Origin of the sequence: Clostridium sp. OM05-5BH, assembly GCF_003481505.1 — a bacterium.
Taxonomy (GTDB): Bacteria; Bacillota; Clostridia; order Lachnospirales; family Lachnospiraceae; genus Otoolea; species Otoolea fessa.
Genome location: NZ_QULJ01000001.1, coordinates 98,307 through 112,341 on the forward strand (window position 1 = coordinate 98,307; position 14,035 = coordinate 112,341).

Sequence of the window (14,035 nt, forward strand, 5' to 3'; positions counted from 1 at the left end):
TTTTATCTCAGTCGAGAAGACTCCCACCTCTTTAGGTGGCGTATAATAGCAAATTTGTCTCAGTGGGAGTTGGGTCTCACGGACGTTCGACTTGATTCATAGGAAAGGAGGGGAAGAAAGATGGACTGGTCTCCGATATGGATATCGATGAAAACAGCAACGCTGTCGATCATTATTACGTTTTTTCTGGGAGTCTGGATGGCGCGGCTGGTGGTATCGGCACGCTCTGAGAAAGTGAAAATGGTGCTGGACGGCATCCTGACGCTTCCGATGGTCCTGCCGCCGACGGTAGCAGGCTTCTTCCTGCTGATGATTTTCGGTGTAAAACGACCGCTCGGACAGCTGTTTCTGGAATTGTTTGGCGTCAAGATTGTATTTTCATGGGCGGCAACGGTGATCGCGGCGGTGGCGATCTCATTTCCGCTTATGTACCGGGCAGCGCGCGGCGCGTTTGAACAGGTCGATGTGACGCTTATCTATGCGGCTCGGACGCTGGGATTTTCCGAAAGCCGCATTTTCTGGAGGGTGATTCTGCCGTCGGCGATGCCGGGCGTCCTCAGCGGCGCGATCCTTGCCTTTGCGAGAGGACTGGGCGAGTTCGGTGCGACCGCGATGCTGGCGGGCAATATTGCCGGAAAGACGCAGACACTGCCGCTTGCCATCTATTCACAGGTGGCGGCTGGAAAAATGTCGATGGCATACCAGTATGTGTGGATCATCGTGGTGATTTCCTTCCTGGTCGTCGTGCTGATGAATGTGCTGTCGCGGCGGGATATGCGCGGAAGCAGCAATCATAAAAAGAAAGATAACAGTGTGGAAGCGGGCGGTCAGGATGCAAAGGTTTCGGTGGAACTGTTTGCGGACAGGGAAGCGGATGCACAGAAGGGAGGCGCGCGATGAGCCTGCAGGTGGCAATCAAAAAGAGATTTTCCGGCTTTTCGCTGGACGTATCGCTTAACACCGATGGCGGCGTCATGGGCATTCTCGGCGCTTCCGGAAGCGGCAAGAGCATGACGCTCAAGTGTATCGCCGGAATTGAGACGCCGGACGAAGGGCGGATCGTGTTAAACGGCAGGGTGCTCTTTGATTCGGAAAAGCACATCAACCTGGCGCCGCAGAAGCGGAAAGTCGGTTATTTATTCCAAAATTATGCATTGTTTCCGAATATGACCGTAGAAACCAACATTGCAGCGGGGCTTTCGGGCAGCAAGGAGGAAAAACAGGAGGCAGTTGCCCGCATGATCCGTCTCTTTAAATTAGAAGGGCTTGAAAAAAGGTATCCGTCCCAGCTTTCCGGCGGACAGCAGCAGCGTGTGGCGCTGGCGCGCATTCTCGTCTATGAGCCGGATGTGATCATGCTGGATGAACCATTTTCGGCGCTTGATTATTATCTGAAGGAACAACTGCAGTTCCAGGTGCGCGAGGTACTCCGCGGGTACACGGGCGATGTGCTGATGGTCAGCCACAGCCGGGACGAGGTCTATCGGTTCTGCGAAAAGAGCATCATCTTAAACCGCGGACAGGTGGCGATGAAGGGAGAGACGCGGGCGATTTTTCAGAAACCGGAAAATGTCACTGCGGCACGCCTGACAGGCTGTAAAAACTTCAGCCGGATCCGGCGGATCGGCGAATATGAGGTGGAGGCGCTAGACTGGGGACTCACGTTTCAGACCGAAGAAGCAGTTGCCGCGGAGCATGCCTATATCGGCATCCGGGCGCATCAGTTTTATCCGGCGCGCGGCAGTGCGAATGAATTTACGTGCGAGTGGGGGGACACACTCTGCCAGCCATTTGAGTGGGATGTTTTGCTGCGTCCGGTGGAAAATGCAGGGGCAGCGGGTGACAAAGAAAATGCACTGGAACGCGAGGTGATCTGGTGGAAGGTAGACTATAAGCAGAGTGATTCACTAAACCAGTATCAGCGCGGAGACCGCGTCCGGCTGGGAATTGCACCGGGAGATATCATGCTTTTAAAAGAAGGTTAGAATGATAGAAAAGGGGATATGTATGGCAGATGGGAAAACAGGCGCGATCATCCTGGCGGCGGGGCGGTCGGCGCACATGGAAGAATTAAAGCCGATGCTCCGGATGGGGCAGACCACGATGATACAGAGGGAGATCGACACGATCCGGCAGGTGGGGATCTCGCCGATCGTTGTCGTGACCGGGTATCAGGCAGATGTGCTGGAACGTCATATTTCACACCGTGGTGCGGTCTGTATCCGAAACAAGCGGTATGAGACATCGCAGATGTACGGCTCAATCTGCATGGGACTGCGCCATATCCAGAAAAAAGCCGATCGGGTGCTGTTGTTCCCTGCCGACGTGCCGATGATCACGGCGGACACAATCGAGAAGATGGCGCAGGCGCCCGGAAGCATGGCAGTACCGGTCTGTCAGGGAAAAAAAGGACACCCGGTCATGCTGTCGAAGGAAGTGTTTGGACATATCTTAACGTACCGGGGCGGAAAAGGACTCCGCGGCGCAATGGATGCGTGGGGCGAAGGTGTCCGGGAGATCGAGGTTGAAGATCCGGGTGTTTTACTGGACACCAACACGAAAATGGACTACGAATCGCTGCTTGCCTACGAAAAAGACAGGCAGAGGCGCGGGGAGCTGGCATTTCAGGCGTCGATTTCGCTGAGCCGCGAGGAAGAATGCTTCAGCGCGCTGACGGCGGATTTTCTGGAGGCAGTTGCTGAGAGCGGTTCAATGCTCGGTGCCTGTCAGATCCGGGATATTTCCTACAGCAAGGGTTGGAAAATGCTCAAGATCGCGGAGGCGCAGCTGGGAATCCAGTTTTTAGAGCGCCAGACGGGCGGAAGCAAGGGCGGATTTTCTGTGCTGACGCCGGAGGGAAAGGCGTTTTTAGAAAAATTCCGCCGGATGGAAGCAGCAGTGCAGGCGGCAGCAGAAGCAGCGTTTGAGAAAATCTTTCTGGAGCCGGAAGAAGAGGAAAAGGAGGATACAGATGGAAGAGAAATTAACGCATTTTGATGAAAAGGGAAATGCGATCATGGTAGATGTAACGGAAAAGAAGATTACCAGCCGGACGGCGACGGCATCCGGCAAGATTCACGTCAATGAAGCTGTCATGAAGGCGGTTCTGGAGGGAACGGTTGCCAAGGGCGATGTGTTGGGGGTGGCGCGCGTGGCGGGAATCATGGCGGTGAAGCAGACCGCACACCTGATCCCGATGTGCCACACACTTCTCATCACGAAATGCAGCGTGGATTTTGAGGTGGATGAAAAAGAGCTGACGATCAAGGCACTTTGTACTGCTAAGCTAGAAGGAAAGACCGGCGTCGAGATGGAGGCGCTGACCGGCGTCAGCGTGGCGCTTCTGACCATTTATGATATGTGCAAGGCGATCGACAAGCGGATGGAGATCGGAGAGATACATCTCGATGCAAAATCGGGAGGAAAGAGCGGGGAATTTGTGCGATGATAGACGGATACGGCAGAACGATCGACTACGTCCGGATCTCCGTGACCGACCGATGCAACCTGCGCTGTGTGTACTGTATGCCGGAGGAAGGCATCGGCAGCATTTCCCATGAAGAGATCCTGCGGTTTGGTGAGATCGAGAGGGTCTGCCAGATTCTGGCAGAGAACGGCATTCAGAAAATCAAGCTGACCGGAGGCGAACCGCTGGTGCGCCGGAGACTGCCGGAGTTAGCAGCAGCGTTAAAACAGATTCCGGGAATCAAGAGCCTGACGATCACGACGAACGGTGTTTTATTAGAAGAAATGTACGATGCGCTGGCGGACGCGGGGGTTGATTCAGTCACGATCAGCCTGGATACGCTGGATGCGTCGGTGTACCGGCAGCTCACACGCCGGGATGAGATCGAAGCGGTCAGACGCGGCCTTCGGATGGCGATCCAGAAAGGCAGGATGCAGATCAAGATAAATTGTGTGCCGGTGCTTGGGATCGAGGAGCAAAAGCTTTTAGAGGTGGCGGAACTGGCGAAAAACCATAATGTGCACGTGCGTTTCATCGAAATGATGCCGATCGGCATGGGAACGCAGTTTGCCTTTGTGAAAGAGGATGCATTGAAGCATGCGCTGGAAGAGGCATTTGGAACCTTTACCCCGTGCGGGGACGTGGCAGGAAATGGCCCGTGCCATTATTTCGCAGTCCCTGGCTTTCAGGGACGGATCGGTTTTATCAGCGCGGTCAGCCATAAATTCTGTTCCGAATGCAATCGGATCCGGCTGACATCGGAAGGATTCTTAAAGACCTGTCTCCAGTATGACAATGGGGTGGAATTAAAGACCATTCTGCGCGGCGGCGGTACCGATGAAGACCTGCGCCGGGCGATCGGACAGGCGCTTGCGGAAAAGCCGAAGGGACATAATTTTGAGAAAAAGACGGAATTTACGGATCGGGAACACCGGGGAATGTCCCAGATAGGCGGATAAGCAGGGTGTTTGTGAGGATTATGATTATGGTTTCTGCGGTGAAAGTGTGAGCCGGCGGAATGTTACAAGTGAAATATCGTATATGAAATATGAAATCGGAAAATTTATGGATAAAGAAAAGGGGAAACAATCATGGGAAAAGTAATCGCAACGTGTACCAGTGAAATCAAAGGTGTTCAGAAGAAAAATGTCCATCAGGTCTGTCTTATCGAGGACTATGGAATCGAGGGTGACGCCCATGCGGGCAAATGGCACCGTCAGGTCAGCCTTCTTTCATATGACCGGATTCAGGAATTCCGCGCGCGCGGTGCAAAGGTCGAGGACGGCGCATTCGGCGAAAATCTGGTCGTGGAAGGAATCGATTTCAAGACGCTCCCGATCGGGACAAAATTTAAATGCAACGACGTCGTGCTGGAATTGACACAGATCGGAAAAGAATGCCACCATGGATGCGCGATCTTCCAGGCGATGGGCGATTGTATCATGCCGCGCGAGGGCGTATTTACGAAGGTGCTGCACGGCGGCGTGATCAAAGAGGGAGATAATCTGGAGATTCTGGAAGAAGCGTAGGAAAGAGATCAAAGAGAGGTGGGAAACCAATGAGAGCAGCAATTATTACATCCAGTGACTCTGGGTACGCGGGAAAACGGGAGGATGTGAGTGGTCCGGTAATCGCAGAAATGGTGAGAGAGGCTGGTTATGAGGTGGTCTGGCAGAAGGTGCTGCCGGATGACCAGGCGATGTTGGAAGAGGCGATGAAGGAGATCTGCGATGAGGGAAAGGCCGATCTGCTCTTAACAACGGGCGGAACGGGATTTTCTCCGCGCGACGTGATGCCGGAGGCGACTCTGGCGGTCGCGGAACGGATGGTTCCGGGTATCCCGGAGGCGATGCGGGCATACAGCTTACAATTTACAAAGCGGACGATGTTAAGCCGAGCGGCAAGTGGGATCCGTAAACGCACGCTGATCGTCAACCTGCCGGGCAGTCCGAAGGCGGTGCGGGAGTGTCTGGAGTACATTCTGCCGCAGCTGGATCATGGATTAAAAATCCTTTTGGGGCTTGATGGGGAGTGTGCTAGAAAGTAGGGAAAGCAGCAAAAACGAAGATGGAAAAACAGATATAATATGTAAGACGATGTATGCTAATAGCGAGGACTTTCAAGTCCTCGCTATTTCAACGATGGTCAGCTTATTTGGGGCAGAATGGAATGACCACAAGAAATCTACTCCATTCAGTCATGAATGTTCAGTTCAGGAATTACTTACTCGATGCGGAGCATCCGATAGCCGATTCCGATGTGTGTTTGTATGTATTGCTGCCCGTCTTTTCCGCGTTCCAGCTTTTTGCGCAGGGTCGCCATGAACACCCGCAGAGAAGCGATATCGTTTTCCCAACTGCTGCCCCAAATCTGCTGCGTGATATAGGTGTGTGTCAGAACCTTACCAACATTTTTGGAGAGCAGGCACAGCAGCTTGTATTCGATGGGTGTCAGGTGTAGCTCTGTGCCGTCAAGATATGCGCAGCCTGCCGCATAGTCGATTTTCAGCGCACCATTCGTAAAAATCGGAGAATCCTGCACGGAGTCTGTTTTCATCATCGACAGTCTCCGCTGCGTCACCCGCAGTCGTGCCAACAGTTCGTCCACGGAAAAAGGCTTCGTTAGATAATCATCCGCCCCAGCATCCAGCGCCCCGATTTTATCGGAATCCTCTGTTCTGGCGCTGATCACAATGATCGGCATATTCGACCACGACCGGATTTTTTGGATGACTTCCACGCCGTCCATATCCGGCAGCCCCAGATCAAGCAGTACAATGTCCGGGTTGTGAGACAGCGCTTCCATCACGGCACTTGCGCCGTTTTGCGCCGAAAGATACCTATATTCGTGAGTTTTTAGTGTCATCGTTATTAAATTTCGCACCGGGGTATCATCTTCTACAACGAGGATGAGCGGCTTATTCATTTAAGTTCACCTCACTAAGTGGTATTGTAAAGGAAAAGATGCAGCCATGCGGCGAATTGTCTTTCAACGTCATTTCACCATGATGTGCATGGACAATAGTTTGACAGAGCGTAAGTCCAAGTCCAAGACTTCGGCGGCTGTCGCCAATTGGATTGCCCCCAGTAAAGAACATTTCAAAAACACGTTCCTTCAGTTCATTCGGAATACCGGGACCGTTATCGCTGACACATATTTCAGCCATATTTTCTCGCGGGATTGCCGTGATCCGGATGTTCGAGCCAACTGGAGTATATTTGACTGCGTTATTCACCAGATTGATGAGCACCTGCATGATGAGTCCTGCGTCCATCCGTGCCAGCAACAGTACGTCTCCGCAATCTACTGCGATGTGATGTTCTGCCGCTCTTCGGTCAATATGCCTGAGTGCTTCCGATATGATGTCATCCACGACCTGATCAGAAAGGTGCAGCTTTACGCTGCCGTCTACAATTTTCGTAATGGAAAGCAAGTTCTCAACCAGTCCCGTCAGCCATTGTGCATCGTCATAAATGTCCGTAAAAATCTGTTTCCGTGTCTGCTCATCCAACACGTCATAGCTGTGCAGCAGCGTATCTGCGTTGCCGGAAATCGAGGTCAGTGGTGTCCTGAGATCATGAGAAATCGAACGCAAAAGATTGGCGCGAAGTTGTTCGTTCTTTGCAAGAACGGCAGCTTCTTCCTTTTCTCTGGCATTTCGCAGGTTATCCAACGCCAGAGAGCACTCGCCGAGGATGGAGAACAGAACGCTGGATGTAAATGCGTCAGGCTGCGTTTGCTTTTCCATCGGAATCCCGACAACACCGTAAATCTGCTGCCCGGTACGGATGGCAAGATACAGCCGTTTTGCTTTTGGAAAGTTTTGCGTCGTTGCTCCGGCGCGCTTGCGGTTTTGCCAGACCCATTGAACCACGTTCTGTTCCCGGTCGGTATCTGGGATGCTGTATGGACTACTTCCGTCAGCCGGATAAATGTTCCCATCCAGCAGAGCGTTGCCCTGTGCCGGGTAAATCAGAACGTCTCGCTGCATGAGCTTTTGTATCTGCGTCGCGGTCATCCGATAGACCTCCTCCGGCGTTTCCGCCTTTTGGAGCTGTCTGTTCATATCAAAAAGGAGCTTCGTGCGATAAGCGTCCCGTGCGGATAGCTGTGCGTGGGCTTTGAGCTTGGCCGCAAGTGTACTTGTCAAAAGTGCAGCCGCGAACATGACGGCAAAGGTTATCGGGTATTTGCTGCCATAGGCTGCCAAAGACAGCCGGGGCTCCGTCAGAAAATAATTGAACAGGAGGACACTCAAAAAAGCGGACAGCACACCGCAGGTATATCCGCTGGTAAAAGTGGAAGTCAGAAGCACACCCAGCAGGTAAACCATGATGATATTGGCATTTGCAAAGCTGAGCCGCAGAAAAATCCATCCGATGACCGTCGTAACTGCCAGAATTCCGATGGTCAGAAGTAGTTCCCGGGCGGTCGGAAACGCCGGGCGGATAGTAAGCGGCTGATTTCTGCGGCAGTTTTTATAGGCTTCCACATCCGGAATAATATAAATATCTACCTCCGGTGCAAGCGTAATGAGCTGTTCTGTCAGCGTCGATTCGCTCCAGAAATGCCGCCGCTGTATGCCGCTTCGTCCAATCACAATTTTGGTCACATCAGAGAGCCGCACATATTCCGCGATCTGTGTCGCCACATCTTCACCATGCGTTGTGACAATTTCTGCGCCAAGCTGCTGCCCCAGACGCATATTCGCCTGCAAACGGACGGTATCTTCCGCGTTCATATCAGCGTCTCCGGGGGTCTGCACGTAGAGTGCGGTAAGACTGGCGCAAAATGCCTGTGCCATTTTCCCCGCCATTCGTACAATGCGTTCATTGGATGGAGACGAGGACAGGCACACAAGAATATGTTCTTTTGGTATTTCGCTTCCTTTATTCTGCACATTTTCACCCCCTCTTAAACAATATTATAGCACCAAAATGTGGAGGTTTCTACTGCGCCCAATCGGATTCGTTGTCCGGAAAAGAAATTTGCTCTGAATCATAGATCACGATTTCTACATGGGCATGACTATTGCGAAACTGAGAAAATGTTTCCTCAAGTTCGTCAGGAGAAATATTTCCGACCAGATGCACGCACGGTTCAGCCTGCTGTTGTTCAGACGATTCTTTGATGCGCTTCTGATTTTCGTCCAGAAAGCGATCCAGCCGTTTCATCAAAACCCAGCCGAACAGGAACATTAGCGCCGTCCCAGCGATCAAAACGCTATCTTCCATATACCCTCACCGTCCATTCAGATTCGGAAGCACTTTTGCAGCGCTTTGTATTCGCCCAACGCTAAAATCGTTATTTCCCCGGACAGCACCGTATCCGGCGTAATGGAAGCGTCGATTTTTCCTGAATGTTTGATGCCGAGAATGTTAATGCCATACTTTCTGCGAATATCCAGTTCACCAACACTTTTGCCGATCCACCCGGCCGGAACTTCTACTTCAAAAATGGCGTGCTGCTCGTCGATCTCTATGTAGTCGAAAATATGGTCGGCAGTGTATCGGATCGCTGCCCATTTTGCCACCTGTTTTTCCGGGTAGACTACCTGGTCGGCACCGTTGCGAAGCAGAAACTTTGCCTGCACATCACGCTCGGCACGCGACACCACGCACTTCGCCCCCAGCTCTTTCAGCAGCGAGGTGGTTTCCAGCGAGTTCTGAAAGTTACCGCTGATGGTTACGATGCAGACATCAAAATTTCCGATGCCAAGAGAGCGAAGAAACTCCGCGTTTGTACTGTCGCCAATTTGTGCATTGGTGACATATGGCAGCACATCATTGATTCGTTCCTCGTTTGTATCGACCGCCATGACCTGATGCCCCAGCTGAGAAAGCTGTACTGCAATATGCCGTCCGAAGCGGCCTGTGCCAATCAATAGAATGTTTTTCATGTGAAAAGACTCCTTATCCAATCGTGATTTTTTCCTGCGGCAGCTTTGCATTCCCCACTTTTTTGCTGGAAAATGTCGCATAAATAAGGGTAAGACCGCCGACTCTGCCCAGATACATGAGCGTGATCAACACCATTTGCGATGGAATGTGCAGCTGCGGTGTAATACCAAGTGTCAATCCCACCGTCCCGACCGCCGATGCCGTTTCATACAGGCAGGCAGACAGCGGAAGATTCTCATATGCGCTGATAAAGACAGCACCGCCAAAGAACAGCATCAAGTACATTGTCAGAATGGTCGCGGCGGTCTTGACGGCGCTGCAATCGACTCTGCGTCCGAAAAATCGGGCACTATCGCGCTGGCGGAAGGTTGCAGTGGCATTGGCAAGCAGAACCGCCAGTGTCGTTGTTTTCATACCGCCTGCTGTAGAACCTGGAGAACCGCCGATCAGCATCAAAAGGATCATTACGCCCTGTGATGCACCGGACATCGTGGAAAGATTTACCGTGTTGAAGCCCGCTGTCCTCGGCGTGACAGACTGAAAAAAGGATGCCAGCAGCCGGTTTCCGGCGGGAAGCGCGGAAAAGTCTGAAAAGAAGAAAAACATAGCAGGCAGAAAAATTAAAAAACCTGTCGTGACCAGAATCACCTTGCTCTGCATTCGGTAGCGATGAAACCGCCACTTGTTTTCAAAGATGTCATCCCACGTCAGAAATCCAATACCGCCGATCACGATCAGCAGCATAATCGTGATATTGATTACCGGGCTGTCCGCGTAGCCGGTAAGAGATGGATAGTGGTTGCTTTCTGTCCCAAGAATGTCAAACCCGGCGTTGCAAAAAGCGGATATGGAATGAAATACCGCCATCCAGATGCCGCGCCATCCATAGTCCCGGCAGAATACCGGCAGCACGGCAAGCGCTCCCAGAAGCTCAATCAGAAACGTCCCTCGCAGGATGAAGCGTGTCAGACGGACGATTCCGCCGACCTTTGGTGCTGAAATTGCATCCTGCATGGTGCTGCGCTGCATCAGAGAAATTTTTCGCCCGGACAACAGCGCAAACGATGCTGCTACGGTTACGACACCAAGACCACCAATTTGGATCAGTGCCAGAATAACCGCCTGCCCAAAGGTTGACCAGTAGCAGCCTGTATCCTGTACTACAAGCCCTGTCACGCAGACGGCAGAGGTCGCAGTAAACAGCGTTTCATTGAATGGAGTAATATTCTCTCCAGTCGTGGAGATCGGCAGCATCAGCAGTAGCGCTCCGAGTAGAATGACCCCGGCAAACCCTAATGTGATAATTTGAAAAGACGAAAGGCGGCGCTTTCGTCGAATAATCTCTTCAGGCATAAAGACAGCTCCTTATTTCTGTGATGGTCATATTATACAGCTGGAGATTTTAAGAGCGGATAAGGGAGATTTACGACGTATTAAGATTGAATAAAGATGAGGAGATGCCTTATTTCAATCGCTTTATTTGCGGAAGTGGACAATTTCAAAGAAAATGGCAAGGAGGATATGAACGATAAAATAAGGCGCCGGATCAAAGTGGGGTGCGAAGGTTGAGGGAGGAATTACGATGAAAACCCGGAAAAGTGCGCCGAGATATGAGTAGGATGCTGGAAAATATGTGTTTTTGGTTGTATACTGTGTATGTGAATAAAATCGGGGGAGTAACTATCAGAAAAGTTCGCTCGGAATCGTCTGGAAAAATTTCGGGTAAACGGAGAGGAGAAAGAGAGGGTAGAAGTTTATGAAACTGGGATTTATTGGAACGGGAATCATTACGACGTCCGTCGTGACTGGATTCTGCGAGAGCGGAATGGAGAATCTGCAGATCGTTGTATCGCCGAGAAATAAAGAACGGGCGCAGATGCTGCATGAGAAATACCCGGAGATCGTGTCGGTCGCGGCGGATAACCAGGAAGTTGTGGACCGGTCGGACTGGGTCTTTGCGGCGCTCCTTCCGAAGGCGGCGGAAGATATCTTAAAACCGCTTCATATCGGACCGGAGAAGAAGTTTATCAATCTGGTTGCAACGCTGAGCTTAAAGCGCATTGAGGAAATGTTTGGATCGAGAGAGATTCTGGCGGATGTTGTGCCTCTGACCTTCGCGGCGAACCGCTTCGGACCGGTGGTGATTTACCCGGATATCCCGGAGGTAGTCGATCTGATGAGTCACGTCGGCAAGCCGGTTCCGGTCGATACGCCGAAGCAGATCGCGATCCTTAGGAGCACGACGGGCCTGATGAGCGCTTACTATATGCTTCTGACCGTCATTATCCAGTGGTGTGAGAGAAACGGGCTGGATGAGCCATCCGCACGGGCATACATCACCGAATTTACTGGGGCGCTGTCCCGCAAGGCAGCGACGTGGGACGGGGATCTGGAAGACCTTGCCAGAGAAATGACACCGGGAGGACTGAACTGGATGGCGCTGACGCATCTGGAGGAAAAGGATGCGTATACGCCTTGGACGGAGATTCTGGGGCCGATTTTGGAGAAGGTTATAAAAGAATAGAGTCGAGGTGGAAAACTCGGGGCGCACATTTCTCACGCCCCGAGTTTTTCTTTTAATTAAAGTGTGAGTATTCTAAAAAAGTAGTTGCTTTTTTTAAGAAGGAATGATAGTATATAGAAAACACTTTAGCACGCTACCATGATAGCAAGATAAATAAAAGTGATGGGAGCTATAACGGCAGGATATAGACGAGCGGGTGATTGTCCGGCGGATTTTGTTGAGGCGGGGCGGTTGCGGCGGAAGTTGAGAGGAGATAAAGCATGAATTTAGAGATTCAGAGCCTTCGGAGGGCGGAGGCGGCGACGCTTCGGCTGAGAGGTCTTTATGAGAGCTATGGATACCGCAAGTACCGGATGGGGCGGTTTGAGGAATACAGCCTGTATGCAGCGAATAAGAGCTTCCTGTTAGGCGAAAATGTACCAACATTTACGGATCTGGACGGACGCTTGATGGCTCTCAAGCCGGACGTGACGCTGAGCATCGCGAAGAACACCAAGGCAGATAAAAATACGTGCGAGAAGGTCTATTATCTGGAGAGTGTGTATCGTGAGAGCAAGGAAAGCCACACTTACAAAGAGATCAGCCAGATGGGACTGGAGTGCATGGGCGGCGTGGATGACTGCGTGATCGCGGAGGTGCTGGCGCTGGCGCTCAAGAGTCTGGCGGATTTTGAGACGGACTATGTGCTCAAGATTTCTAACATGGATTTCGTGGTGGGACTGATGGAAGAGCTTCCGGTCAATGCCGAACAGAAAGATATCATTTTAGGGCTGATCCGGACGAAAAACCGCAGCGGATTGGAAAAATTGTGCGCGGATCTGGCACTGCCGGAGGGCGATACAGAGAAATTGATGAAGGTTTCCGGGCTGTACGGAGAGTTTGGGCGGGTGCTGGCAGAGGCAGGTGCGATCGCGGATACGCCGAAAATGAAGGAGGCGGTTGCACTTTTATCCCGCCTGTATGAGGTTCTGGAGGCGATGGGACTGGGCGGACAGCTTGACAAGGTGCGGCTGGATTTCTCGATGATCAATGACATTGAATATTATAACGGTATTATTTTCCAGGGATTCTTAGATGGTCTGGCACGCCAGGTTCTTTCCGGCGGCCAGTACGACGGTATGATGGCAAAATTAGGAAAGAAAGCCGATGCGATCGGATTTGCCATCTATTTGAAAGAGCTGGAGCGCCTGCCGGAAAAGAGCATCCGCTACGATGTCGATGCGCTGGTACTCTATGAGCCGGATGTCGATGTAGTGCGCCTGTGCCAGGCGGTTGAAAGCCTGCGCCGTCAGGGACTGCGCGTGCGGGTGGAGAAAGCTGTGCCGGAGGATCTGCGTTACTGCTATCTGTACCGGTATGACGGACGTCTTTCCCTGGAAGAGGACCGGGAAAATGCCTTTCAGGAGAATGGAAAGGAGGGCGCGAGATGTTAAACATAGCACTGCCAAAGGGAAGACTGGGCGATCAGGTGTATGAGCTTCTGGCGTCGGTCGGATATGACTGCAAGAGTATTTACGACGAAAATAGAAAACTGGTGTTTGAGAACCCACAGACGGGTGTCCGCTACCTGCTCGTAAAGCCGAGTGATGTGGCAATCTACGTCGAGCACCATGCGGCAGACGTCGGAATCGTCGGAAAAGACATTCTGATGGAGAGCAACCCGGATGTATACGAGCTTCTCGATCTGGGACTTGGAAAATGCCGGATGTGCGTGGCTGGAAAAGAGGATTACGTCGAGGACAAAGACCGACCGGTGCGCGTGGCAACGAAATTTACGAATATTGCGAAAGAGCATTACGCGAAGCTGGGACGCGATATTGACATTATTAAATTAAACGGAAGCATTGAGCTGGCGCCGATTCTGGGACTTTCGGACGTCATCGTGGATATTGTCGAGTCGGGCAGCACGATCCGTGAAAATCACCTGAAAGTGCTGGAAGAGTTCCTGCCGATCAGCGCCCGTTTCATCGCCAACAAGAGCAGCTTTGAGTTTAAAAACAAGCAGATCACCGAGATGGCGGAGAAGCTGAAGGGTGCGGTGGAAGCACACCAGAAGAAAAAGGAACAGGAAAAGAAAGAAAAAGAAGCGAAAGAGAAAGCGGAGAAAGAAACCGCAGCAGAAGATAAAAAGGAGGCGTAGGCAGA

General features: G+C 51.8%; 15 protein-coding genes. 10 read left to right on the plus strand and 5 right to left on the minus strand.

The window, feature by feature from the left end:
- Nucleotides 1–120: 120 nt before the first annotated feature.
- The 7 genes from modB (at nucleotide 121) to DXB70_RS00485 (ending at nucleotide 5,513) form a co-directional block, all read left to right on the plus strand.
- The gene (gene modB / locus DXB70_RS00455; protein WP_118672479.1) at nucleotides 121–900 is read left to right on the plus strand and encodes a molybdate ABC transporter permease subunit; all 780 of its coding nucleotides are present in this window, start codon (nucleotides 121–123) and stop codon (nucleotides 898–900) included.
- The gene (locus DXB70_RS00460; protein WP_118672480.1) at nucleotides 897–1,985 is read left to right on the plus strand and encodes a sulfate/molybdate ABC transporter ATP-binding protein; all 1,089 of its coding nucleotides are present in this window, start codon (nucleotides 897–899) and stop codon (nucleotides 1,983–1,985) included. The genes modB and DXB70_RS00460 overlap by 4 nt, the downstream gene beginning before the upstream one ends.
- A gap of 1 nt (nucleotide 1,986) precedes the next feature.
- Nucleotides 1,987–2,997: an NTP transferase domain-containing protein gene (locus tag DXB70_RS00465; protein ID WP_118672481.1), complete on the plus strand. Its 1,011-nt coding sequence runs from the start codon at nucleotides 1,987–1,989 to the stop codon at nucleotides 2,995–2,997.
- Nucleotides 2,972–3,448, plus strand: coding sequence for a cyclic pyranopterin monophosphate synthase MoaC (moaC, locus tag DXB70_RS00470; protein WP_022360485.1), 477 nt, complete (start codon nucleotides 2,972–2,974; stop codon nucleotides 3,446–3,448). Before DXB70_RS00465 ends, moaC begins: the two co-directional genes overlap by 26 nt.
- Nucleotides 3,445–4,425, plus strand: a complete 981-nt coding sequence (gene moaA / locus DXB70_RS00475) for a GTP 3',8-cyclase MoaA (RefSeq protein WP_118626960.1) — start codon at nucleotides 3,445–3,447, stop codon at nucleotides 4,423–4,425. Before moaC ends, moaA begins: the two co-directional genes overlap by 4 nt.
- 132 nt (nucleotides 4,426–4,557) lie before the next feature.
- Complete coding sequence (locus tag DXB70_RS00480) at nucleotides 4,558–4,995, plus strand: MOSC domain-containing protein (protein WP_022360487.1); 438 nt, start codon at nucleotides 4,558–4,560, stop codon at nucleotides 4,993–4,995.
- 29 nt (nucleotides 4,996–5,024) lie between these two features.
- The gene (locus DXB70_RS00485; protein ID WP_117796574.1) at nucleotides 5,025–5,513 is read left to right on the plus strand and encodes a MogA/MoaB family molybdenum cofactor biosynthesis protein; all 489 of its coding nucleotides are present in this window, start codon (nucleotides 5,025–5,027) and stop codon (nucleotides 5,511–5,513) included.
- Between the two features lie 176 nt (nucleotides 5,514–5,689).
- On the opposite strand, the gene DXB70_RS00490 is transcribed toward DXB70_RS00485, so the two are convergent.
- From DXB70_RS00490 to DXB70_RS00510, 5 genes are read right to left on the minus strand one after another with little or no spacing between them, the layout of a single operon-like run.
- A complete protein-coding gene (locus DXB70_RS00490) occupies nucleotides 5,690–6,391 on the minus strand; it encodes a response regulator transcription factor (RefSeq protein WP_022360489.1) in 702 nt (233 codons plus the stop codon).
- The gene (locus DXB70_RS00495) at nucleotides 6,384–8,366 is read right to left on the minus strand and encodes a DUF4118 domain-containing protein (RefSeq protein ID WP_118672482.1); all 1,983 of its coding nucleotides are present in this window, start codon (nucleotides 8,364–8,366) and stop codon (nucleotides 6,384–6,386) included. Before DXB70_RS00495 ends, DXB70_RS00490 begins: the two co-directional genes overlap by 8 nt.
- Before the next feature lie 49 nt (nucleotides 8,367–8,415).
- On the minus strand, nucleotides 8,416–8,700 hold the full coding sequence (locus DXB70_RS00500) for a hypothetical protein (RefSeq protein ID WP_147353121.1): 285 nt from the start codon (nucleotides 8,698–8,700) through the stop codon (nucleotides 8,416–8,418).
- Nucleotides 8,701–8,717: 17 nt separating this feature from the next.
- Complete coding sequence (locus DXB70_RS00505; RefSeq protein ID WP_022360492.1) at nucleotides 8,718–9,365, minus strand: TrkA family potassium uptake protein; 648 nt, start codon at nucleotides 9,363–9,365, stop codon at nucleotides 8,718–8,720.
- 13 nt (nucleotides 9,366–9,378) lie between these two features.
- Nucleotides 9,379–10,719 (minus strand): potassium transporter TrkG, encoded by a 1,341-nt coding sequence (locus DXB70_RS00510; protein WP_118471655.1) that lies wholly within the window; start codon nucleotides 10,717–10,719, stop codon nucleotides 9,379–9,381.
- Nucleotides 10,720–11,122: 403 nt separating this feature from the next.
- Between DXB70_RS00510 and DXB70_RS00515 the strand changes: the two genes are divergently transcribed.
- The 3 genes from DXB70_RS00515 to hisG all read left to right on the plus strand — a co-directional run bounded on the left by DXB70_RS00515 (nucleotide 11,123) and on the right by hisG (nucleotide 14,030).
- Nucleotides 11,123–11,890 carry an NAD(P)-binding domain-containing protein gene (locus tag DXB70_RS00515; RefSeq protein WP_022360494.1) on the plus strand — a complete coding sequence of 256 codons (768 nt, stop codon included), beginning with the start codon at nucleotides 11,123–11,125 and terminating at the stop codon, nucleotides 11,888–11,890.
- A gap of 260 nt (nucleotides 11,891–12,150) precedes the next feature.
- Nucleotides 12,151–13,323 carry an ATP phosphoribosyltransferase regulatory subunit gene (locus tag DXB70_RS00520; RefSeq protein ID WP_118672483.1) on the plus strand — a complete coding sequence of 391 codons (1,173 nt, stop codon included), beginning with the start codon at nucleotides 12,151–12,153 and terminating at the stop codon, nucleotides 13,321–13,323.
- Nucleotides 13,317–14,030: an ATP phosphoribosyltransferase gene (gene hisG / locus DXB70_RS00525; protein WP_022360496.1), complete on the plus strand. Its 714-nt coding sequence runs from the start codon at nucleotides 13,317–13,319 to the stop codon at nucleotides 14,028–14,030. The genes DXB70_RS00520 and hisG overlap by 7 nt, the downstream gene beginning before the upstream one ends.
- The last annotated feature ends 5 nt before the right edge of the window (nucleotides 14,031–14,035 follow it).

Bases quoted from the DNA above. Each gene is read 5' to 3' on its own strand.
- modB (WP_118672479.1), top strand. From the start codon at position 121: ATGGACTGGTCTCCGATATGGATATCGATGAAAACAGCAACGCTGTCG.
- DXB70_RS00460 (WP_118672480.1), top strand. From the start codon at position 897: ATGAGCCTGCAGGTGGCAATCAAAAAGAGATTTTCCGGCTTTTCGCTG.
- DXB70_RS00465 (WP_118672481.1), top strand. From the start codon at position 1,987: ATGATAGAAAAGGGGATATGTATGGCAGATGGGAAAACAGGCGCGATC.
- moaC (WP_022360485.1), top strand. From the start codon at position 2,972: ATGGAAGAGAAATTAACGCATTTTGATGAAAAGGGAAATGCGATCATG.
- moaA (WP_118626960.1), top strand. From the start codon at position 3,445: ATGATAGACGGATACGGCAGAACGATCGACTACGTCCGGATCTCCGTG.
- DXB70_RS00480 (WP_022360487.1), top strand. From the start codon at position 4,558: ATGGGAAAAGTAATCGCAACGTGTACCAGTGAAATCAAAGGTGTTCAG.
- DXB70_RS00485 (WP_117796574.1), top strand. From the start codon at position 5,025: ATGAGAGCAGCAATTATTACATCCAGTGACTCTGGGTACGCGGGAAAA.
- DXB70_RS00490 (WP_022360489.1), bottom strand. From the start codon at position 6,391: ATGAATAAGCCGCTCATCCTCGTTGTAGAAGATGATACCCCGGTGCGA.
- DXB70_RS00500 (WP_147353121.1), bottom strand. From the start codon at position 8,700: ATGGAAGATAGCGTTTTGATCGCTGGGACGGCGCTAATGTTCCTGTTC.
- DXB70_RS00505 (WP_022360492.1), bottom strand. From the start codon at position 9,365: ATGAAAAACATTCTATTGATTGGCACAGGCCGCTTCGGACGGCATATT.
- DXB70_RS00510 (WP_118471655.1), bottom strand. From the start codon at position 10,719: ATGCCTGAAGAGATTATTCGACGAAAGCGCCGCCTTTCGTCTTTTCAA.
- DXB70_RS00515 (WP_022360494.1), top strand. From the start codon at position 11,123: ATGAAACTGGGATTTATTGGAACGGGAATCATTACGACGTCCGTCGTG.
- DXB70_RS00520 (WP_118672483.1), top strand. From the start codon at position 12,151: ATGAATTTAGAGATTCAGAGCCTTCGGAGGGCGGAGGCGGCGACGCTT.
- hisG (WP_022360496.1), top strand. From the start codon at position 13,317: ATGTTAAACATAGCACTGCCAAAGGGAAGACTGGGCGATCAGGTGTAT.